Genomic DNA, 20,407 nt, shown 5'->3' on the forward strand with positions numbered 1-20,407 from the left:
CTCTAATGCCTACTACCGCAACCAACCCGCCTCAGACACAACGACGACCTGGGCTGATCTTCGGCACGCTTGAGCTGTGCCTGCGATTGCTCGGCCTGCTGTTCGCCTCCTTGGTGTTCTCCATCATTGTGGAGCTCGTGGGCATCCTGTGGTTCTGGCCAGAGCAAGGCTGGCATCACAGCCATGCCATGTGGCTGAAGGAGCTCGGATGGCTCAGCAACCACTTCAGGAGCTCGCTACTAGTGCAGGAGCCAGCGCAAGCAACCGCGAAAATCCTTGAGCGCCTCAACGATTGGGTTGTGGTCCGCTCCGGCTGGGCACAATCTGACATCCAGCTGAAACTGCTCAGTCGCGAGGCGTCTTTGCAAGGTCAGCTAGCTCAAGCATACGTCCGAGGACAGGAATACCTGCTGGCGGCCCTGTTCACAGTCTGCACTTTCGTCGTGCGCCTGACCGTGCTCACGTTGGCCACGCCCCTGTTCTTGCTTGCGGTGCTCACCGGCGTAGTCGACGGGTTGATGCGCCGTGACCTCCGCAAGTTCGGGGCGGACAGGGAGAGCAGCTTTGTCTATCACCGAGCCAAGCGCACATTACTGCCGGTGATGATCAGCCCTTGGGTAATCTATCTGTCGCTCCCTTGGTCACTGAATCCAAACTGGGTATTACTTCCCTCTGCTGCATTGCTGGGTTTCATGGTGGCGATCACCGCTACAACGTTCAAAAAATATCTTTGAATGGCTGAAATCATCCCAATATGTTCTTCGTGAAAGACAACCGTCGACCAGGAACAGAAGCTCGTCTGATGAAGGCTCCGCCCTCCAAGCTGTCGCTTAGAACTATCCACGACGGCAGGGGCGGTCCAGTGAAAGCATTCGGAATTCGCATATGCGGTCACGCTTGTATCGCTGCAATCAAGGCATCCATATGCGGCTTGTCTCTTTCAGAAATGGCTTCAATTAGATCCCTGACGGCGTGCTCCAGATCGAAAATCAGTTCGTTGTTGCCTGCAAGCCGATCAAGCGTGTTGCCGTGGCTGAAATAGTGGAAAATCTTGAGGATTCGATTTGCCCGCTCGACGCCAAACAGAGCCTCTGCGCGATCGTCCACTTGCTCTGCATCCTTCGGCCCAGGAAGCCTAGAGTAAGTGTAGAGCTCGATAAATCGCCTCATCGCATTCGGGAGCAACATCAGCACGTCATGTGCAGTTTTGTCAGGTGCCTAGCTGAAGCGGTGAATGACTTCGAATAGGAAGTGATATTCGGACTGATAGCGTGCAAGCGATCCAGGCATGTCTTCCAGCACTGACGACTTCTCAGCAATCCGCCTGATCAGAAAGAGCCGTGCCCCCTGTTTATTCGCCACAGGCTTAATCTCCCTGAGCAGATTAAAGAATTCAAAATTGTGCGTGGAAATGAAGAGCTGTTTACACGTCGTTTGCCACGGTTCGTTCTTATCCTGCTGGATGAAGAACAGCGCCCGTATAGCAGCAGTCACCTGGAAAATGTGGTTAGCGTCCAAGCTTGAAATCGGGTCATCGATATAGACGATGGTCTCTTGGAACTCTGCAGGGTTGATTTCTTGCAGCTTTGTAAGAAAGTATGAGAAGGCAATGGCGGTTCGCTCACCATCACTCAGGTTCTTGGCGACGACCCCACTCTTTCGGATCATTTGAAATCGATCTTGGCCTGCTGCGTCTTTGACGACCTTTATTTGAACGGCCTCACTCCCCATCATAGTAGCAAGGCGTTCATTAATTTTCTCTCTGCCTTGTTGAGCTTTACTGATCTCGGCTTGGAGTCTGTCGATTTCTGCCTGGAGCTTCGTGGCGTAGGCCTTCAGCCTTTCGCACCGCGTGCTCTGCCGTTCCCTCTTCACCTCCAGGCCAGCAGCATTCTGCCCATCAAGAAACTGTTGTACATAGTGAAGCTTTGCTTTCCGTAGGGAGTGAGCTTTGGCCTTGGTGAAGTTTGAGGCCAATTCATTGTTTTGTTTTATTATTGCATTGACAGCTGCTACTGCACCCTTGACTTCTACCTCTAGGCCTTGCGCCAATGTGCTGGGCTTCATAGCCTTGCGTGGGTCATCGGCCTTGCATTGAACTTCGCCAGCGAGTTTCTTGACCGCTTGATTGAGAGCATCGATAGTAGCTGGCAACACATCAATTGCGAGGTTGTATCCATCTCGAAATTGCGGGTTTAGTTCCGCAGCTTTCGGCCATGTCAATCTGAGTTCGGCCGCGCTCACTCGCTTAAGCAATCCGTCCACTTTCTCTTGATGGTCTGCTAAATCTTTCGAAAAATGAGTGTGCAATATCTCAAGGCGCTCCAGTGAAAGATCGTTACCGCAGAACTCACATGCGCCAGCAGTAGGGTGTAGATGCAAGCCATTTTGCACCCAGCGCTCTATAACGGGTTGCTCCGCAAGATGCTTTAGAGTGCTGGAGAAGCTTGGCGTTTCGGCAAGCACCGTCAATGCCTCTTTATACAGCTCCTCGATTGCGGGAGCTGCGTGAAGCTCATCAACAGTGTTTGGCCTCTTGGAGTCAGGCGTCAATGCCAATTCAATGGCGTCGGAGAGTTCTTTATCCATCAAGAGCTGAGAGTCGAGAAGACTCACTGCCAGCACATCCTGCCCCAAATGTGCGGCTGTATAGGGGGTGAATCTTTAAGCGTTGTCGAATAAACTTTGCCGTCTCTGTCTTAGCCTGGAAAATGCGTGTTTTCAGAGTCTCGACCTCCCCATTCAGCTTGCGCTGTACTGAATCAGAACGTTTGATGCGCTCCCCCAGATAGTCGATCTTCCGTTGTGCTTCCTCAGAATCTTTGCCGAGCAGAAGAATGGGGTTAAAGCTTCCGCCATCGAAGTGCAGGTTAGCTTTTACAAAGTCAGAGTTGAAAACGCGAACTGAGATATTGCTCTGAGTGAAGTTCTTCTCGGTGATCGTATCATTGCCGGTACCAAAGGAGAACTCGCATCCAGACAAGTCCGGATTGGCTGTCTTCGCCTCAAGCTGGGCAAACAGACGGGAAAGGGTAGTCTTCCCAGAATAGTTCCAACCGAAGATAAGGTTCTTGATTCTAAATTCTTGGGTGCCCGCAGGCTTGCTGTAATTTTGATAAACCCCGAGCCCTTTTATTTTATCAATGCTCTTGAGCATGTGCCGCCCTCCCTGATCTCGATTGAACGCTACCTGCAATCGGGCCGACAAATCATAGCTCGGCCAGAACAGTTTATGCACACTACGTCTCATTATTTTTTCAACACCCTGATTGCTTTATTTTGAGCATTACCCAAAGTCCGCGCTGGGTCGAAAGCAGACGTCCGCAGGATGGTCCCTGGCATCGAAAGGACCTGGTAAGAGTGGAACCAGAAGGCCTGGGCGGGTTGCCTTCCCATCTACGGTCGCCGCAAAATGCACCTAAACGCCCGACTCCTCAGGTAATTTCATGACATTGAAGTCATCGTTTGCCAATGTGCTTCGAGTGCTACGCAGTCAGCGCAACATCACCCAGCGCGGATTTTCCGACACAACCAGCCGCACCTACTTGTCCAAGCTCGAAACTGGTAGATCGAGCATCACACTGGACAAACTTGAGCAGCTTAGCGAGAGATTGGAACTGAGCCCTTTGACGCTGCTGGCGTTGACGCTGAGCGAGGATACGGGGCAGACGGCGAATGAGTTGCTTGGCAGGACCAGGAACGAGATTCGAGCACTTGAGTCGGAGGGTCAAATTCCAGGACTACAGGCCACGCTGGGGGACAATTTAGCTGAGCCCCCTTTGCCGGCCAGTTCACGCAATCCTCGACCGAAGATGCCTTCGCGCGCTCCGTGCGCAATTCAGGCGGAGCTGTCATTCTCCGACTGATGACTGACTAGCCTTTCAGGTGCTCGCTGCAGCGTTAGAAATAAGCCTGCAGCGCCGACAGGTCCGCATCGCCCCTCAATACCTCACTCCAGGCTCACCCCACTTCTGCCCAACGTCGCCAGAAAGCGAAAGGCCAAGAATCCTTTTAACTCGTGCCTCAACTCGCCCGCTCGGTAATGGTGGCGACCAGAGATTGCTCTGGAGCCTGCCATGAGGACGTATGCCTTCCCGTTGCTTGTGATTTGTCTAGCAACCCTTCCGGCTGTTGCGCAAGAAAGTCGCGAGCGCTCGGATCTGGGGCTCGTGCAACGCCAGTTCACTGCCATCGACCAGTTGGCCGAGCGTGCGGAAAGCAGCTCAGACGATGCAGTTGGAACGCGCTATCGCTTCGACTATCCGAGGTTTGCGGCAGACCTAGAACGTGTGCGTGAAGGCATCCAACAATACTTATCGCCCTCCCGCGCGCAGCCGTCTGACCTGCTCGAGCTGGCTGGCCAGTACCGTGCTGAAGCACCCCACTCGAGCCCCTCCGATGAGCATGACTGACGCTCAACTCAGCGCGTTCTCGGCCGTGGCCGGGTTTGCGCCGCAGCTCAGTTCGGTGCTGTGGCGCTCCTCGGTGCTGGTGTTGGCGTTGCTCTGGTGCACCTGGGCCCTGTGGACGGGCTACCGCGGTTGGGCGGCCGGCAATCTCAATTTCGGTGCGCTCGGCGGCAGCACGCTGCGTCTGGCCCTAGCCCTGATCGTGCTGATGTTTTTCATGCTGTCGTAATCTGGAGAACCTGCCATGAAACTCTCCCGTCGCTGCCTCCTTCCGCTGCCCCTGCTGCGGGCTACCTATGGAAAAGCCCTGTTCGGCGGCTTGGTGCTGCTGAGCTCGACGCTGGCCAGGGCTGACCTGCCGACCATGGAAGCGCCGTCCCGCGGCGAAGGCTCAGGCCTGATCGACACCATCAAAAACTATGCCTACGACGGCGGCATCCTGCTCGGTCTACTGATCGCTACCCTCGCCTTCCTTGGAGTGGCTTGGCACTCGCTTACCGTCTACGCCGACGTACAAAACCAGCGCAAGACCTGGAAGGACCTCGGTGCCGTGGTCGGCGTCGGTGCGCTGCTAGTGGTGGTGATCCTGTGGTTCCTCACCAAAGCCGCGACGATCCTGTGAGGTTGCCATGTCAGACGTCCCTAGTACCCTCCCCGACGGCACGCTGACCTTTCTGCCGGAGCGCCTCAACCGCGACCCGGCCGTCCTGCGCGGTCTCACCAACGACGAGATGTGGGTCGCGCTGATCGTGGGTGCCGTACTGGGCCTGATTCTCGGCGCACCGCTGGCGGTGGCCACTGCCTCCATCGCCACCCTCCCCACCTGCATGTTCCTGTGTATGGCGCTGGTACTGCTCGGTGGCGGCAAGCTGCTGCGTCGTGCCAAACGCGCCCGCCCCGAGACTTGGTTGTATCGACGCCTTCAGTGGCAGTTGGCCGTGAACTGGGGCGTCGGCTCTCAGCTCCTGATACTGCACTCCGGCCCATGGACAGTCCGCCGTACGCGCCGACATACGAGGTCCACCCCATGAGCCGCTTCCGCAACAAGGTGGATGCGCAGCAGGCGCATATCTTCAGCCTACGCCTGGCCGTAGCGATACTAGCGCTGCTGTGCAGTGGGCTCTGGTATGGCTGGCAGTCCGCACCGTCTGAACTGACCATTCACGTACCGCCGGATCTACGCTCCGGTAGCACGCGCAAATGGTGGGATGTTCCTCCCGAGAACATCTATGCCTTTGCCCTCTACATCTTCGGCCAACTGAACCGTTGGCCCACCGACGGCGAGGTCGACTACCACCGCGCGATCTTCGCCCTGCAGCCCTACCTGACACCGGCCTGCAAAACCTTTTTCGATGGCGACTTCGAGTACCGCAAGGCCGCCGGCGAACTGCGCGGCCGCGTGCGCGGTGTGTACGAGGTACTGGGCCGCGGCTACAGCGATGATCCAGACCTACGGGTAAAGCAGTTGGATAAGCACAGCTGGCTGGTCAAGCTCGACCTGAATGCTGACGAATACTACGCCGCCGAGCCAGTGAAGCGCGTGGTCGTGCGGTATCCCCTGCGCGTGGTGCGCTTCGATGTCGACCCTGAGCACAACAAGTGGGGCCTGGCCCTGGACTGCTACGAAGGCACACCGCAGAAGCTGACGCTGCCTGGAGGTGCATGATGATGCGTGTCTTGATCCTGATGCTGGTCTCGGTCGCCGGATGGTGTTCAGCCGCAGCCGCCGTCGAGGTCAAATATTGGGACCGCCTGCCGCTGGCCGTGCCGCTGACAGTGGGTCAGGAACGTGTCCTGATGTTGGATGAAGATGTCCGGGTCGGATTGCCCAGTGCGATCACCAACAAGCTGCGCGTGCAATCGGTGGGTGGGACGGTGTACCTGCGTGCGTCAGAAGCCATTCCCCCTACCCGCCTCCAGCTGCAGTCGGTGAAGTCGGGGGACATCATCTTGATCGATATCGAAGCGCTCGAAGGTAGCGAGTCACTTGAGCCGGTCAAGATCGTGGTCCAGGCGCAGACGCCGGACGTGGACACCAAGCCGGACGCAGCCCCTGCAGCCACGCCGGTACCAGTTGTGCTGACTCGGTATGCGGCGCAGAACCTGTATGCGCCTCTGCGTACCGTGGCGCCCTTGCCCGGAGTGCGTCGGGTCCCGCTGGGTGATTCCTCTGGATTCGGCACACTGCTGCCGACCGAGCACGTATCCGTTAAGGGGCTCGCGGCCTGGCGGCTGGGTGATTATTGGGTGACGGCGGTGAAGATCGTCAACCGTGGGCCAGGCAAGATCACCCTGGACCCGCGTCACTTGCAGGCCACCCTGTATGCCGCCACCTTCCAGCACGAGTACCTGGGGCACACCGGCACACCTGAAGACACCACCGTGGCGTACCTCGTCACCCGCGGCGGCGACCTGAAGCACGCACTGCTGCTGCCACCACCTGCACCGGAGGCCGCCGATCATGAAAGCTAACGGCTTGCTGAAATGGCTGGTACCAGCAGTCCTGCTGGGGATTGTGCTGATCATCGGTAGATCCTGGATGGCGGCGCCGGATGGACAACCTGCCCACGACCCCGAGAACACCGCACTCAGCCCTGACCAGGCCAAGGCACTCGGCATCGCTGGCGACACGCCGCGCGACACCGTGGCGACGCTGATTGGCCAGGTCAAGGCGATGCGCAGCGAGATGCTGTCGCTGAAGAAAGGCAACGAAACCCTGCAGACTGAGAACAACCGGCTGCGCACGCGCGAAGGCAATATCGACAGCCGGATCCAGAGCACGCTGAGCAGTGTCACCCAACAAGTCACCGAGCAGCGCCAGCAGGCCAACGTTGCTCGGCAGAAGGCCGAGCAACAGCACCGCGAGACCCAGGGTTTGCTGTCCCGACTCAAGGACCAGCTCACCAGCAAGCCGGCAGCAAAGTCCGATGTACCCGCGGGCTTCGGTCTCGAGCCGGGTGACGAGCAACAATTCTCCGGAGCCCAACCGTCAGCGGATGCGGTGCAGTGGGTCGAGCCTTCCAATGCACGTGCCGGCCAGGAGGGGGCCAGCAAAGCGGAGGGGCCGTTGTCGTCTCTGACGTCGAAGTTCAAGGATCTGCATGGCCTGGACAACAACGCCATCGACCGGAGCCAAGACCATCTGCGCGCCGTGGCCAAGGGCAAGCGCGACCTGGAAAACACCCAGGATCGGGCCGAAGGCGCCAAGCCGGTCTACACCATCCCCGAGAACTCGACCCTGATGGGCTCGATCGCCATGACTGCCCTGCTTGGCCGGGTGCCGGTGGACGGCACGGTGAATGATCCCTACCCGTTCAAGGTGCTGGTGGGACCGGATAACCTCACCGCCAACGGCATCGACCTGCCGGACGTGGTCGGTGCTGTCATGAGCGGTACCGCGGCCGGTGACTGGACCTTGTCCTGCGTGCGCGGCCAGGTCGAGTCGATGACCTTTGTCTTCAGCGACGGCACCGTTCGCACGGTGCCGCAGCCACAGAAGGTGGTCAGTCGCAACCGCAGCAGCGCACAGACCTCGGACACCGAAAAAATCCGCGGGGGCCTGGGCTACATCTCCGACCCTTACGGCATTCCCTGCATCGCCGGCGAGCGCCGCTCCAATGCCCAGCAGTACCTGGGCAGCCAGAGCCTGATCACCGCAGCCGGCGCCGGCTTCGCCGCAGCGCTGGGCAGCGAACAGACCAACACCTCGTTCATCAACTCGGCCAGCGGCAGCTTGGGGCTGAGCCAGAACAGTGGCAACAGCGCGCTGAACTCGGTCATCAGCGGTGGCATCGGCGACATTCGTGACTGGGTCAACAAGCTCTACGGCGAAGCCTTTGCCGCCATCTACGTTCCGCCCGGGGCCAAAGTGGCCTTGCACCTAGATCACGAAATCAGCATCGACTACGAACCCAAAGGCCGGAGAGTGAATCATGAACGCCCATCCGTTTCGGTACTGGACCTGGATTAGCCTGCTGCTGTCCCTACTTCTGGCAGGCTGCACCACCAGCAAGGATGAGATGCTGCCCCACGGCGACCACACCATGCTGGATATCTGGAACAGCGGTGGCACCGTCGGCACGCAGCAGTTGCAAGAGGCCCGCGGTGAGCTGCGCCGGCCGGTTCTCGATCCCGAGCGTCTGATCAAGGACCAAAGTGCCTACACTCGTACGGCCGCCAACGAGATCCGCGCTCAGTTCCCACGCCTGCCCAACCCTGACCTGGTGATGTACGTCTATCCGCACCTGGCCGGTACCCAACAGGCACCCGTGCCTGGCTACTCGACCGTGTTCCCGTTGTACGAGAAGGTCCAGTACGCGCTGCCCGGCGAACGCCTGGACGATCTGTGATGGATGAGGATGCCGATCGCACCCCACCGCGCTGGAAGCCCTGGCGCGCGGCGCAGCGTCGGCGCGCAACACGTGCAGACGAGGCTGCGCAGTACGCGCACTACCCCAGCTTCACCGACCACTTGCCTTGGGTCGAATACCTCGAGGAGGAACAGTGCTTTCTGCTCGACGACAACCGCTCGGTGGGCGCCGTGTTCGAATTGCAGCCGATCGGCACCGAGGGCCGCGAGCCCGAGTGGCTGATGGCGGCGCGCGATGCGTTGGAAGATGCGCTGCAGGACAGTTTCGATGAGCTTGATCAAGCGCCCTGGGTGGTCCAGTTCTTCTGCCAGGACGACAGTGATTTTTCCCCGTACTTGGAGCGCCTGGGGCAGTACGTTGCACCCCGGGCGACAGGCACACCGTTCACCACCGCCTTCCTCACGTCGATTCGGCGTCACCTTGGCGCCATTGCCAAGCCCGGCGGACTGTTTGACGACCCTGTTGTGTCGCACCTGCCTTGGCGCGGCAGCAATCGACGGATTCGGCTAGTGGTCTATCGCTGGCTCGGTGACCAGGCCGACGACGAAGGGCAAAACCCTGCTCAGTTGCTGGGAAGGACCTGTGACCGCCTGATGGCCTCGTTGCAGGCCTGCGGGGTCAATCCTCGTCGGCTGAATGGGCGTGACTTCTACGCGTGGTTGCTGCCTTGGTTCAACCCGGCCCCCACCCTCACTGGCGAATCGCCGGCGGCGTTCTATCAGCGCGTCCCCTTCACAGAGACCCATGACGGCGATGGGCTGTCACTGCCATTCGACCACGACTTTGCCGAACGGCTGTTCTTCCACGAGCCGCGCTCGAACATCGAGCAGGGGCTGTGGTACTTCGATCGGCAGCCACACGCGGTGATGGTGGTCGACAAACTGCGCAGGCCGCCCCATATCGGCCAGCTGACCGGCGAGACCCGCAAGGGCGAGGCGCTCAATGCCTTGTTCGATCAACTACCCGAGCAGGCCATCCTCAGCCTGACCTTGGTGATTACGCCCCAAGATGTGCTTGAGGAGCAGCTCAACCGCCTGGCGCGCAAAGCCATCGGTGAAAACCTGGCCTCGACCCAGACCCGCCAGGACGTGGAAGAGGCCCGCGCACTGATCGGCCGCCAGCACAAGCTGTACCGCGGTACCCTGGCCTTGTACCTGCGCGGCGCCGATGAACAACAATTGCGCCAGCGCTCGATCCAGGCGGCCAATGTACTGCTCGGTGCCGGCCTGCAGCCGGTGCGTGAGGGCGATGAAGTGGCCGCGTGCAACAGCTACCTGCGCTGGCTGCCGATGGTCTACAACCCCGCACGCGACAAGCGCAACTGGTACACTCGGTTGCTGTTTGCCCAGCATGTTGCCAACCTGCTGCCGCTGTGGGGACGCAGCATCGGTACCGGCAATCCGGGAATCACCTTCTTCAACCGAGGTGGCGCTCCGCTATCGTTCGATCCCTTGTCACGCTTCGACCGTTCCATGAATGGTCACCTGCTGTTGTTCGGCCCGACCGGCGCCGGCAAGTCGGCCACCTTGGTTTCTATCCTGATGCAGGTCATGGCCGTGTACCGGCCTCGGCTGTTCATTGTCGAAGCCGGCAACTCCTTTGGCCTGCAGGGCGACTACTTCGCCACCCTCGGTTTGACCGTCAACAAGGTCCAACTGAAACCGGGCAGCGGCTTGAGCCTGGCTCCCTTCGCCGATGCCCGCCGGCTGATCGAACGCCCCGACCAGGTCGCCAGTCTGTCGACCGAAGACCTGGATGAAGACGCTTCGGGCAGTGAAGAGCAACGCGATGTGCTGGGCGAGCTGGAGATCACCGCCCGCCTGATGATCACCGGGGGCGAAGCCAAGGAAGAAGCGCGACTGACCCGGGCAGACCGCAGCCTGATTCGCGAGTGCATCCTCGACGCCGCCAGGCAGTGTGCGGCCCGCGGCCAGCAGGTCATGACGCGCCATGTCCGTGATGCGCTTCGCACGGTGGCCAGCGACGCCCACCTGCCCGACAAGCGTCGCGAGCGGGCTCAGGAAATGGCCGAGTCCATCGACCTGTTCTGCCAGGGCTTTGAGGGTGCGCTATTTGATCGGCCTGGCACCCCTTGGCCGGAAAGCGATGTCACGATCGTCGACCTCGCCACCTATGCCCGCGAGGGCTATGAAGCGCAGATGTCGATCAGCTACATCAGCCTGATGAACACGGTGAACAACCTTGCCGAACGCGACCAATACCTCGGTCGCCCGATCATCATGGTCACCGACGAAGGCCACATCATCACCAAGAACCCGCTGTTGGCACCTTTCGTGGTCAAAGGCACCAAAATGTGGCGCAAGCTCGGCGCCTGGTTCTGGTTGGCAACGCAAAACCTGGCCGACTTCCCCGACGCGGCGCAGACCATGCTCAACATGATCGAGTGGTGGATCTGCCTGAACATGCCGCCGGCGGAGATCGAAGAGATCGCGCGCTTCAAGAAACTCACGCCAGCACAGAAGACCCTGCTCCTGTCGGCGAGCAAAGCCTCGGGTAAATACACCGAGGGGGTAGTCTTGTCGAAGCAACTGGAGACGCTATTTCGCGCAGTTCCGCCGAGCCTGTACCTCGCCCTGGCCATGACCGAGCCCGAGGAAAAGGCTCAACGCTGGCGGCTGATGGAAGCGCATCAGCTGTCCGAGCTGGAGGCTGCGCTGCAGATTGCGGCGGAAATCGACCGCCTGCGGGGCATGTCCTGAACCTCGGAACACACGATGTTCTGGGCCTGCTGATCAATAAAAATCGACAGGAGTACATTTGTACTCAATCGGTGATTTAGGACAGATTGCTGTCCTGATCCTGCCGGCTGAAGAAACCGAACGTACGAGTCTCGGTTTGTCCGTCCCCCTCATTAGCCTGATCCGCGATGCTGCAACTCGGCGCATGGATGCACACCGTTGTCCCTTGCCGAGCGCTGCCGATGAACCTGATTACCCCATGCCGAACGCCACAGCCGAAGAAACCTGGCCGAGGTCGCGCCTTTCTCGCGATCGCGTTGCTCATGGCTGCCGAGCAGTGCCTGGCGCTGACCACCCCCGCCATCATTGCCTCAGTCAGATCACTGCAGTGTCTGGAGTACCGCGTCGTCGGGGTCTGCTATTGGCTGCTGTGCACGCCCTTCGGCTGCACGGTGCGAACCTCGCCCAAGATTCGCCACTTCATTCCCGAGCTAGTGGTGTCGAGCTATTCCGACACCGGCAGCAACCCCTGGAGCGAGATGTCTGCCCTGTCGGCACCGACGCCCATGGCGCAAGGCGGGGGCAACCTGATCACGCCCTCGGCGCAGCGCAACAACCTGCCCCGTTTCAAGAATGTCGACGGCATCGGGCATCCCGGCGGCGCTGCCCTGACGGCCCTGGCCAACAGCTTCGGCTATGCGTGTCCGAGTGGAGCGGTGCCGCTTGCGCCCTACTACCTCAGCACGCTTGATCCGCTGGCGTGGCGCCACGCCCTTCCCGAGTCCGTGTACCCGCAGGCGCTTGTCCCGGGCGTGCGCGAGATCGGGAGCCAGGCCCTCGGCAACATGTGGGGCAGCGTCTATCCACGGCAAGGCTTCCTGGTACAGCCCGACGACTTCAAGGCCGCTGCGGTGATGGCGCAGCGCGCCAGTGACTTCATCACCCGCGTAGGCCAACCCCATGTGTATCTGCCGCTGCAGCCGATGCCAGCTCCCGGTTACTGGCCGCCGCAGCCGGTGATGGAGAACAACCTCAACAACCACCGCTGGCAGTTGCTCGCACCGATGGTGCAGACCACCTGCGCCATCTTCCCCAGCCCAAAGATCCAGAGTGCCGAGGGCGCCTACGCCTGGTCGCTGTGGCGCCCGTACAGGTGCTGCCAACGCATGGGCCAGACCTTCCTATTCAGCATCGATTTTGATGGAGGCCAGTGATGAACACCCTCTCGATCGGGTTGGTATGTCTCTTCGTTTGCACCGTCGGCCACGCCGCCGAGAGTGGCTACCACCTGGGCGACCAGGCCCAGGTGTTGGACGACCGGGTGATGTACACCATCGGTGGCGGGTCGGCGGCGGGCGCGCCGTCCTCGCTCTACCGTCCCAGCGGACTCGGAGTGGGCCTGTCCTGGCGGGCAAACATGATGTGCGGAAACATGAACCTCTCCAACACCCTGCAGAACCAGCTCAACGGTGCCACCCAGGGTTTCCAGCAGATCATGGGCAACGTCATCCAGAACGCCACCCAGGCGGTGATGTCGCTGCCGGCAATGATCATCCAGCGCGCCAACCCCGGGCTGTACGAGCTGCTGAGCAACGGCGTGCTGCAGGGGCGCATCGACTTTGACCGGTCAAAGCTCACCTGCCAGGCGATGGCGGCGAAGATGGCTGACAAGGTGGACCAGGCCGGTTGGGGGGCACTGGCGAAGAACCAGGAAATGCAGCACAACCTGGAGCAGTCCGACGGTGATGCCGTGACTGCGGTAAAGGACACCGAATCGAACAACGGCAACAACGGGGTCAGCTGGGTCGGCGGGCAAAAAGCCGGCGGTCATGGCCAGGCGCCGATCCGGGTGACCTCGGACGTGGTCAAAGCGGGCTACAACCTGCTGCACAACCGCTCAGTCGAAGACACCTCGGCCGTCGGCTCGAGTTGTCAGAACGGCGCGATCTGCCAGGCCTGGGCGAGCCCCGAGGAGGCTGCCGAATGGGCCGCTCGCGTGCTCGGCGAAACCGAGGTGGAGACCTGTGACGATTGCGAGACGCTGCGCGTGAGCGCGGGCGCCGGTCTTACGCCACTGATCCAGGAAACCTACACGCAGCATCTTGAGGGCTTGCAGCGCATGCTGTCGGGCGCAGAGGAGCCCACGCCAGAAAACCTCGGTAAAGTCTCCAGCCCGTTGCTGCAGGTCTCGCGCGGCGTCATCGAGGGCCTGCGCGATGACCCTGATCAGAACCTATTGGCCCGACGTTTGGCCAGCGAGACCGCGTTGTCGAGCGTGATCTACAAGGCGATGCTGCTGCAGCGCACGTTGCTGGCCGGTAGCCGTGAACCCAATGTGGCGTCGGCGCAGCCCGCCACTACCGCCCTCAACAGTAACGTCGAAACGCTGGAGCGCGAGATCCGCCTGCTGCAAACGGAGTTGCAAGTGCGCCAAGCGCTGGCCACCAATACCGCCAGCCTGGTCCTTGATCGCCACGCCGGTGGCGCCGATGCCTCACGCAATATCGACCAGCGCGATCCACGCCCAGACCGCCTGCAGCGAGCGAATCAGGGAAGGAGCACGCCATGATGCCGTTTTCTGTGAGGAGCTCGGTCGTTCGGGGCCTGCTGATCCTCGGCGTCGTGATGGTCATGTTGCTGATGGCCTCGATGGCGCTGCAATTGAGCGGCCCCCAGTTGGAATGGATCAAGGAGTCACGGGGGAGTACGCCGTATCTCGCCTACTGGCGAGCCCTACTGTACACCCTGATTTTCGCCGGCTGGACCGGAGCACTCCGCTTGCGGCCGCCCCCTGAAGACCAGCAACGGCTCTTGCGTTTGGGTCTGATCGGCTTCAGCTCGATCATCCTGGTCGAACTGTCGCGCGTGTGAGGTGCAGCCATGAACATGAGCACCAACAGCTACCTCGAATACTACCTGTCGCTGCTGGCGTGGATCATCAACAACGGCATCTGGAACACGCTGGCGGACACCGGGCTGTTCGCTGCGCCGTTTGGGGCGATTATCCTGCAGGAGTGGTTATCCGCCCGCCAACAGGGGGCCGACGAGGGCAACAAGGGCTTGCTGTCGATCCCCCGCGTCGAGAACCGGCTGTGGATGAGCTACGTCGTCATCCTGTTTGGCTGCATGCCGTTTTTCCCGCTCAACCTGTCCTCCGTGACCTTCGACGATGCGGCGAGCCAGCGCTGTGGCGTGTCGATGGCCAAGCCCGCCGACACGGCCTGGGGAACCACCTTCAATACCATCGGCGAGAAATCCGCCAACGTGCCGGTGTGGTGGTACCTGGTGCATGCCATGAGCAAGGGCATCACCGCCGCTGCCACAGCGTCGATTCCCTGCGCACCCGACATTCGTGCAATGCGCATGGAGATTGACAGCTCGCGGATCAATGACCAGGTACTACTGCAGGAGGTCGCCGACTTTACTCGCGACTGCTATGGCTTTTCGCGCTCGCGACTATTTACCAACCGCCCCGAGCTGGACGAATCGCAGAGCTACGATGCGTCCTGGATTGGCTCGACTTACCTACTCGACACGCCGGGTTACTACGACACGGATCGCTCGCGCACGCCTCGGGTTGATTGGCCATATAACGAGACGCGAGATACCTCTCTGCCCCAGTTGGACAACGGAGCAGGTTACCCGACTTGCAAGCAATGGTGGAGTGATGCCACAGTCGGCTTGCGCGATCGCCTGGTCGCCAAGGTCGATCCCAATCTGCTCACGCAGTTGCGCGGCTGGCTGACCGGGCGCAGCTCGACCGAAATCGAAGATGCCACCCTGCGTGAACTGGTGAGCCCGCGCCAGCAGTCATTGAGCATGGCGCCTGGTCAGGTGTTCCAGGACTACGGCAGCAGTGCGCGAGGCGGCTCGTTGACGCAAGGGCTCAACAACCTCGCCACCAATACCGGCCTGGCACTGGGTTCTTTCAGCAATTTCCCAGCGATGAATGCACTGCGCGCTGCATTGCCCATGGTGCAGGCCTTCCTGATCATGGGCACGATCATCAGCTTGCCGCTGGTGCTGCTGATCAGCACCTACCAGCTAAAGGCGTTGATGACGATCACATTCGCGCTGTTCACGCTGCACATGCTGACGTTTTGGTGGGAGCTGGCCCGCTGGATCGACTCGAGTATGCTCGACACGCTGTACCACCAGGTCTCTGCCACGGACCAGGCGCTAATGTCATTGCCAACAGCAGGGTTCATGGATGGGACGGTCACTGCACAAGTCATCGAGTATGTGATGGGAGTAATGTTTGTCGTGTTGCCGATGTTTTTCCTCAGCGTAATGAGCTGGGCTGGATACAACGTGGGCAGTGGCGTACAAACTCTCTTGACGCGCGCAACGGAAGGGGCTCAGGCACAGGCTGAAAAGGGACATCGCAACTAATGTCGGCAGCCCCCAAATCGAAATGACTGCTTACCTCGGGGTGCCATCGTCATCGTACATTTCTGGATATCTGAGATGATGTCGAGGGTGACTCATTTCATGTATCCGAGGTTGCCTATCAGTACTGATAGGCAGCGCCGCGATGGTCCACAGAGCAACCATTCCGATAGCCAGGATTAATGCGACTGATGCGACAGCAAGCAAGAGAATCAACTTAACGGTCTGCATACCGAGCCGACGATACCCAAACGGCACGCTCGCCAAAATCGATGAGTGCATAACGCTGACTTCTAGCTGACTCACCAATCGTCCCGCTCGACCTGCGGCACGAATCAAGTACCTGCCGAATGGAGTACGGCAAGAGTTTGAAGTAGCTGGGGCCTTCATTTTCGTACCTCCATTTACTTCACCGCACTTGCGGCCAAACCGCTACAGACAATTTGGATCCAAGCTTTAGCTTACTCCTCTCCCGAGGATTTCCATGACCGTTGATCATTTGGTTTACGCTGGTCATCGTCAGTGGCACTGCATGGATTGACACAGTGCACCCTTCTGAAAATAACCATTGACGCTATGCCAACCCGCTTGATAAACCGGACCTGCAAGCGCTGGAATTCCAGCACCCCAGGTGGCCTCAACCTTCAAGGCCACGTCACTCCCGTGACGGTTGTCCCAAGGGCGATTAGCGTTCGGTGGCTCGCCCGGTTACCGCCCCCGCGGTGATGAGCGCCCTTTCACATCGGCCTCACTGAGCCCTGCTCCGTTGAAGCTCCTTTTCCATTTCCGTGCTGGGAATTCTTCCCGCATGGGTGGCATTCCTCTGCACTGCCCGGAGGAACTCACCATGTTGCGCTTCACAGGAACAGAACTTCATGCTGTCTTGACTGAAGCTGCCGTCATCGGCTGCCGAGTCGTCCTGGTCAAAGACCAGGGTGTCTACCTCATGTCCGAGTTCGGCGAAAACAAACCCGACGGAGGCAGCCGCAAACACATTGCCTACGCCATGGGCTGCAACCCTGACGTCGACGACTTTGACGCCTGGTGGAATCGCGCACGCAGTGAATTCGGTGGCGACGATTTCGCCGAGTACTTCGACCTTGATGATCCCGTTCTGGAAAGCCTACGCGGCACCGACGGGGCATTGGTGATTGAGGCCACATCCACACACCTGTACATCGCTGCTGAGATTGCCCTGCCCGGGAAGTCCTGACTGCTTTGGAGACACATACGATGTTCCAGGGAAGCACGAGTTTGTGTCTCTCTGGGATATCGCTCCAATCAATCTCCACGCCAACAGCAGCGAGCCATTCATCTGGAATTTTGGGATGGAAAGCCTTCGCTGGAAGCGGCTGGAAACTCGACCTGCTCGGTGCCCTAGATTGAGCATTGACCCCACAGGCAAGCGCGTTTTAATGCCTAGACACGCCCAGTTCGCAGTGTGAGTTGTGGCGATGGGACTTCCCTCGAGTTACGCGTGAAGCCATCGCAGGATCAGCTCCCGGGAGGCAACAGTGTCCAGTAAGAACCGCTCCTTACCCGCCATTGTCCTAAGCCCAGGCATATGGCAATTCATCGCAGAGGTTGGTACGGCTACTGACGCAGTCGAGCAATCAGGGCAGCGCTTGCAAGCCGTATTGGGCATCGCCCTGGCATCGGTAGACCGTCGCCACCTGCACCAGTCGCTCGAGCTACCGCTCAGCCAACCTTCCCAGAACGACTCACGCTCATCGGCAACTGCCCCTCAGTTACTGGTGACTCACATCACGCCAGAGACCGGCCCTGTTTTTCTTCACATCAGGTTGCCACATGAGATCGGTGTGGACATCTCATCGGCCTGAACGCCCACACTACCACTGTCCACTAACCCCACCGGGAACCCTTCCCGGCCGGGCAGCGTTCCCCTTCTTTGACTGGAGAACGTCATGTCCGATATCTACCTGGACGTCACCAACAAGATTGTCAGTGCCCTGAGCCACGGGGTCATTCCGTGGATCAAACCCTGGACCACTTCAGGCTCAAGTGCTGACGCACCTTTCCCCATTAACGCGATCACCCAGCGCCCCTATGCCGGCATCAACATTCCACTACTGTGGGCCGAAGCCCGCCTGCGCGGATACCACCAGGATCGCTGGCTCACCTACAACCAGGCCCGCAAAGCTGGTGGTCACGTACGCAAGGGCGAACAATCGACCCTCGGGGTGCTGTACAAACCCATGAGCAAGGAAGCGCACGACGAAGACGGTCAGGTCGTCCTTGATGAGCAAGGTAACGTCAAGATGGTGCAGTTCGCACTGCTACGGACGCATTGCCTGTTCAACATTGAGCAGACCGAGGGACTACCCAACGACGAGCAGCACCACGATGAGAGTGACGATCCGGTGGCGTTCATCGATCATGCACCTGCCGAGTGACTGTTGGCCGCCAGCGGCGCCCGTATCGAGCATCGCTACGGGGATGACGCATTCTATCTACCGATACGGGATCTCATCCAATTGCCCACGAAGGCCCAGTTCACGGACGTCGGCAGCTACTATGCAACCGCGTTACATGAACTGACGCACTGGTCGGGTCACCACGGCCGCCTCAACCGGGAAGGCATCACGGGTGGGCACGCCTTCGGCTCCACGGCGTACGCCTTCGAGGAGTTGGTCGCCGAAATGGGCGCGGCATTCCTCTGCGCCCTCACCGGCACCCAGGGCGAGCTGCGCCACGAAGAGTATTTGGCGTCGTGGTTGAAGATCCTCAAGGAAGATAAGCGGGCCATCTTCCGCGCCAGCGGTCAGGCCCGTGAGGCGTCCGAGTACCTAGTGGCGCTGCAGTCGAATCACGCCAGCGAGACCACCGAACGGCTCATGGCGTGACTTTTCACTTGAATAGAAAGGCCCCTACCGGGGCCTTTGCTTTGCCTGCAACGCCGAGCATCGGCCACTGCAATTGAGCAAGCGGTTACTGCAGCCAGCTCTCGACGGTGTGCGAGGAATGGAACTGCAAACAGACGGATTATTGATATCTCAAGCTGGCGGCTGGTCCCTAGTTGATTGGGAAGGTAGAGAACACCCGCGCCAAGACCTGTTGGGCAGCCGCTTACTAGCCTTGGCTACCCACCCTTCTGGTGCACTGTGGGCCTGCGCAAAAAATAGCAATGGCTGCATTGTCGGCGAGGTCAGCGCCGAAGGTGAACTACGCCACGGATGGTCATTACCAGAAGAAATCTGCGCGTTTCAATGGGATGCCAAAGGCGAAACGGTGCATGCACTAGTGCCTGCCAATGGCGATATTCTGCAGCTTCACACCAACAACCCTTCCATTCGCCGCTTAGCCTCCCTTCCACGTGGCGGTGGCACCTTAAGCGGTTTGGCACTGGATCCGGAAGGTGGAGTTTGGACGACTCAACTCGACGGCTGGAGCCTTGCGCGCTTCGATCCAGAAGGCAATCTCGACCGTATGATTGGCTTACCAGTACCCAGCCCTACTGACTTATGTTTCGGAGGGGTAGATGGACGCACATTGTTTATCACAAGTGCACGACATGCGTTGAAACTTGAAGTGCTAGGGAGCGCCCCTGAATCAGGCTGTTTATTACAAATGCGGGTGCCGACTTGATGAAGTTCGAAATGACAAGGAGCGTTGCCAAATCAGGGCAGCGACTCCTAGCCATATCGACCTCCCTTCACTGTGCAGTCCAGCCTCCGTCTACCATCAATGAGGTACCCGTGACCATACGAGCGGCTGGGCTTGCAAGGTAAAGCGCCGCCCCGACCACATCCTCCACTTGCGCCATATGCCCCATTGGTATCTTCGACAGCAGGAATGCTACTTTTTCCGGGGTATCGACGATGCGTCGGATTAAGGGAGTATCGACGAATGTGGGGCAGATTGTATTGACCCGAATACCAATGCCGGCAAGCTCCACTGCCAACGCTTTGGTAAGGCCTTCGACCGCGTGCTTGGTCATGCAGTAAACAGTACGGTTGGGCGAGCCAACGTGCCCCATTTGCGAGGAAATGTTGATGATCACTCCGGGGTTGGGCCCAGGGTTGCTTTGCATTTTCTTCACCGCCGCTTGAGCGGTTACGAAACAAGCCATGACGTTAAGATTAAGCATGGTGTCTAGGTGCTCATCAGTCACCTCAAGAACAGGCTCAGGGAAATTGGTGCCTGCATTGTTAACCAGGATGTCCAGGCGCGGCATAGCAGCAATAACAGAACGAATTGCAATGCGATCCGTCACGTCACAAGCCACGATTTCCACTTGACCGCCTTGCTCCTCGATACTGGCAGCAAGCTCGTTTAACGGCTCAAGCTTGCGCGCCAGGATAATTACTTTTGCCCCTGCGGCGCTGAACGCCGACGCAATGCCAGCACCGATGCCAGCACTGGCGCCGGTGATCAGGGCTATCTTACCGTCCAGTCGAAAGGACGGTGGCGAGAATGGGTGATGTTTAGACATTGGTGTTTCCTGCATTCTAGTTGCACACGTCAAGACTGAACTGGCCATTCGCGACAACGGCTTTGCACATACCTTCTGCGAGAACAC

Annotated in this window: 20 protein-coding genes and 2 pseudogenes; 18 read left to right on the top strand and 4 right to left on the bottom strand. The window is 59.4% G+C overall.

Features of this window, described 5'->3' with window-relative positions; all coding sequences use genetic code 11:
- Window positions 1-5: 5 nt before the first annotated feature.
- A complete protein-coding gene (locus E6B08_RS19900; protein ID WP_136915601.1) occupies window positions 6-734 on the top strand; it encodes a TIGR03747 family integrating conjugative element membrane protein in 729 nt (242 codons plus the stop codon).
- A 157-nt stretch (window positions 735-891) separates the two neighbouring features.
- On the opposite strand, the gene E6B08_RS31205 is transcribed toward E6B08_RS19900, so the two are convergent.
- The 3 genes from E6B08_RS31205 to E6B08_RS31345 form a co-directional block, all read right to left on the bottom strand.
- Window positions 892-1,107: a hypothetical protein gene (locus tag E6B08_RS31205; protein ID WP_238349247.1), complete on the bottom strand. Its 216-nt coding sequence runs from the start codon at window positions 1,105-1,107 to the stop codon at window positions 892-894.
- A 111-nt stretch (window positions 1,108-1,218) separates the two neighbouring features.
- The gene (locus tag E6B08_RS19905) at window positions 1,219-2,616 is read right to left on the bottom strand and encodes an AAA family ATPase (protein WP_265411717.1); all 1,398 of its coding nucleotides are present in this window, start codon (window positions 2,614-2,616) and stop codon (window positions 1,219-1,221) included.
- Window positions 2,582-3,157 (bottom strand): AAA family ATPase, encoded by a 576-nt coding sequence (locus E6B08_RS31345; protein ID WP_265411718.1) that lies wholly within the window; start codon window positions 3,155-3,157, stop codon window positions 2,582-2,584. The genes E6B08_RS19905 and E6B08_RS31345 overlap by 35 nt, the downstream gene beginning before the upstream one ends.
- Window positions 3,158-3,446: 289 nt before the next feature.
- Between E6B08_RS31345 and E6B08_RS19910 the strand changes: the two genes are divergently transcribed.
- The 17 genes and pseudogenes from E6B08_RS19910 (at window position 3,447) to E6B08_RS20000 (ending at window position 19,473) form a co-directional block, all read left to right on the top strand.
- Window positions 3,447-3,866, top strand: a complete 420-nt coding sequence (locus E6B08_RS19910; protein WP_136915602.1) for a helix-turn-helix domain-containing protein — start codon at window positions 3,447-3,449, stop codon at window positions 3,864-3,866.
- 210 nt (window positions 3,867-4,076) lie between these two features.
- Window positions 4,077-4,412 (top strand): RAQPRD family integrative conjugative element protein, encoded by a 336-nt coding sequence (locus E6B08_RS19915; protein WP_136915603.1) that lies wholly within the window; start codon window positions 4,077-4,079, stop codon window positions 4,410-4,412.
- Entirely contained in the window at window positions 4,399-4,638 is a 240-nt protein-coding gene (locus tag E6B08_RS19920; RefSeq protein WP_016488085.1) for a TIGR03758 family integrating conjugative element protein, read from the top strand. The genes E6B08_RS19915 and E6B08_RS19920 overlap by 14 nt, the downstream gene beginning before the upstream one ends.
- Window positions 4,639-4,653: 15 nt before the next feature.
- On the top strand, window positions 4,654-5,031 hold the full coding sequence (locus E6B08_RS19925; RefSeq protein WP_136915604.1) for a TIGR03745 family integrating conjugative element membrane protein: 378 nt from the start codon (window positions 4,654-4,656) through the stop codon (window positions 5,029-5,031).
- Between the two features lie 7 nt (window positions 5,032-5,038).
- The gene (locus E6B08_RS19930) at window positions 5,039-5,440 is read left to right on the top strand and encodes a TIGR03750 family conjugal transfer protein (protein WP_136915605.1); all 402 of its coding nucleotides are present in this window, start codon (window positions 5,039-5,041) and stop codon (window positions 5,438-5,440) included.
- Complete coding sequence (locus E6B08_RS19935) at window positions 5,437-6,075, top strand: PFL_4703 family integrating conjugative element protein (RefSeq protein WP_136915606.1); 639 nt, start codon at window positions 5,437-5,439, stop codon at window positions 6,073-6,075. Before E6B08_RS19930 ends, E6B08_RS19935 begins: the two co-directional genes overlap by 4 nt.
- Window positions 6,075-6,881 (top strand): TIGR03749 family integrating conjugative element protein, encoded by an 807-nt coding sequence (locus E6B08_RS19940; RefSeq protein ID WP_136917454.1) that lies wholly within the window; start codon window positions 6,075-6,077, stop codon window positions 6,879-6,881. The genes E6B08_RS19935 and E6B08_RS19940 overlap by 1 nt, the downstream gene beginning before the upstream one ends.
- On the top strand, window positions 6,871-8,379 hold the full coding sequence (locus E6B08_RS19945) for a TIGR03752 family integrating conjugative element protein (RefSeq protein WP_136915607.1): 1,509 nt from the start codon (window positions 6,871-6,873) through the stop codon (window positions 8,377-8,379). Before E6B08_RS19940 ends, E6B08_RS19945 begins: the two co-directional genes overlap by 11 nt.
- Window positions 8,342-8,758, top strand: coding sequence for a TIGR03751 family conjugal transfer lipoprotein (locus E6B08_RS19950; protein WP_136915608.1), 417 nt, complete (start codon window positions 8,342-8,344; stop codon window positions 8,756-8,758). Before E6B08_RS19945 ends, E6B08_RS19950 begins: the two co-directional genes overlap by 38 nt.
- Window positions 8,758-11,499 (top strand): conjugative transfer ATPase, encoded by a 2,742-nt coding sequence (locus E6B08_RS19955; RefSeq protein ID WP_136915609.1) that lies wholly within the window; start codon window positions 8,758-8,760, stop codon window positions 11,497-11,499. The genes E6B08_RS19950 and E6B08_RS19955 overlap by 1 nt, the downstream gene beginning before the upstream one ends.
- Before the next feature lie 221 nt (window positions 11,500-11,720).
- A complete protein-coding gene (locus E6B08_RS19965) occupies window positions 11,721-12,692 on the top strand; it encodes a TIGR03756 family integrating conjugative element protein (RefSeq protein ID WP_416194358.1) in 972 nt (323 codons plus the stop codon).
- Window positions 12,692-14,047, top strand: a complete 1,356-nt coding sequence (locus tag E6B08_RS19970) for an integrating conjugative element protein (RefSeq protein ID WP_136915611.1) — start codon at window positions 12,692-12,694, stop codon at window positions 14,045-14,047. The genes E6B08_RS19965 and E6B08_RS19970 overlap by 1 nt, the downstream gene beginning before the upstream one ends.
- Window positions 14,044-14,349, top strand: a complete 306-nt coding sequence (locus E6B08_RS19975; RefSeq protein WP_136915612.1) for a hypothetical protein — start codon at window positions 14,044-14,046, stop codon at window positions 14,347-14,349. Before E6B08_RS19970 ends, E6B08_RS19975 begins: the two co-directional genes overlap by 4 nt.
- A 9-nt stretch (window positions 14,350-14,358) precedes the next feature.
- A pseudogene (locus E6B08_RS19980) lies at window positions 14,359-15,896 on the top strand (conjugal transfer protein TraG N-terminal domain-containing protein).
- Window positions 15,897-16,714: 818 nt separating this feature from the next.
- On the top strand, window positions 16,715-17,080 hold the full coding sequence (locus tag E6B08_RS19990) for a DUF3085 domain-containing protein (RefSeq protein WP_136915614.1): 366 nt from the start codon (window positions 16,715-16,717) through the stop codon (window positions 17,078-17,080).
- 712 nt (window positions 17,081-17,792) lie between these two features.
- Window positions 17,793-18,731, top strand: a pseudogene (locus E6B08_RS19995) (ArdC family protein).
- Between the two features lie 118 nt (window positions 18,732-18,849).
- Window positions 18,850-19,473 (top strand): SMP-30/gluconolactonase/LRE family protein, encoded by a 624-nt coding sequence (locus E6B08_RS20000; RefSeq protein ID WP_136915615.1) that lies wholly within the window; start codon window positions 18,850-18,852, stop codon window positions 19,471-19,473.
- A gap of 67 nt (window positions 19,474-19,540) precedes the next feature.
- Here E6B08_RS20000 and E6B08_RS20005 read toward each other — a convergent pair whose 3' ends face one another.
- Window positions 19,541-20,320, bottom strand: coding sequence for an SDR family NAD(P)-dependent oxidoreductase (locus E6B08_RS20005; protein ID WP_136915616.1), 780 nt, complete (start codon window positions 20,318-20,320; stop codon window positions 19,541-19,543).
- Window positions 20,321-20,407: the final 87 nt, after the last annotated feature.

Source organism: Pseudomonas putida, assembly GCF_005080685.1.
In the GTDB taxonomy this organism is placed as follows: Bacteria; Pseudomonadota; Gammaproteobacteria; order Pseudomonadales; family Pseudomonadaceae; genus Aquipseudomonas; species Aquipseudomonas putida_V.

Coding starts and splice junctions, on each gene's coding strand:
- E6B08_RS19940 (WP_136917454.1), top strand. CDS start 6,075: ATGATGCGTGTCTTGATCCTGATGCTGGTCTCGGTCGCCGGATGGTGT.
- E6B08_RS19900 (WP_136915601.1), top strand. CDS start 6: ATGCCTACTACCGCAACCAACCCGCCTCAGACACAACGACGACCTGGG.
- E6B08_RS19965 (WP_416194358.1), top strand. CDS start 11,721: ATGAACCTGATTACCCCATGCCGAACGCCACAGCCGAAGAAACCTGGC.
- E6B08_RS20005 (WP_136915616.1), bottom strand. CDS start 20,320: ATGTCTAAACATCACCCATTCTCGCCACCGTCCTTTCGACTGGACGGT.
- E6B08_RS19970 (WP_136915611.1), top strand. CDS start 12,692: ATGAACACCCTCTCGATCGGGTTGGTATGTCTCTTCGTTTGCACCGTC.
- E6B08_RS20000 (WP_136915615.1), top strand. CDS start 18,850: ATGGAACTGCAAACAGACGGATTATTGATATCTCAAGCTGGCGGCTGG.
- E6B08_RS19950 (WP_136915608.1), top strand. CDS start 8,342: ATGAACGCCCATCCGTTTCGGTACTGGACCTGGATTAGCCTGCTGCTG.
- E6B08_RS19935 (WP_136915606.1), top strand. CDS start 5,437: ATGAGCCGCTTCCGCAACAAGGTGGATGCGCAGCAGGCGCATATCTTC.
- E6B08_RS19925 (WP_136915604.1), top strand. CDS start 4,654: ATGAAACTCTCCCGTCGCTGCCTCCTTCCGCTGCCCCTGCTGCGGGCT.
- E6B08_RS19975 (WP_136915612.1), top strand. CDS start 14,044: ATGATGCCGTTTTCTGTGAGGAGCTCGGTCGTTCGGGGCCTGCTGATC.
- E6B08_RS19990 (WP_136915614.1), top strand. CDS start 16,715: ATGTTGCGCTTCACAGGAACAGAACTTCATGCTGTCTTGACTGAAGCT.
- E6B08_RS19910 (WP_136915602.1), top strand. CDS start 3,447: ATGACATTGAAGTCATCGTTTGCCAATGTGCTTCGAGTGCTACGCAGT.
- E6B08_RS19930 (WP_136915605.1), top strand. CDS start 5,039: ATGTCAGACGTCCCTAGTACCCTCCCCGACGGCACGCTGACCTTTCTG.
- E6B08_RS19945 (WP_136915607.1), top strand. CDS start 6,871: ATGAAAGCTAACGGCTTGCTGAAATGGCTGGTACCAGCAGTCCTGCTG.
- E6B08_RS19920 (WP_016488085.1), top strand. CDS start 4,399: ATGAGCATGACTGACGCTCAACTCAGCGCGTTCTCGGCCGTGGCCGGG.
- E6B08_RS31345 (WP_265411718.1), bottom strand. CDS start 3,157: ATGCTCAAGAGCATTGATAAAATAAAAGGGCTCGGGGTTTATCAAAAT.
- E6B08_RS19915 (WP_136915603.1), top strand. CDS start 4,077: ATGAGGACGTATGCCTTCCCGTTGCTTGTGATTTGTCTAGCAACCCTT.
- E6B08_RS19955 (WP_136915609.1), top strand. CDS start 8,758: ATGGATGAGGATGCCGATCGCACCCCACCGCGCTGGAAGCCCTGGCGC.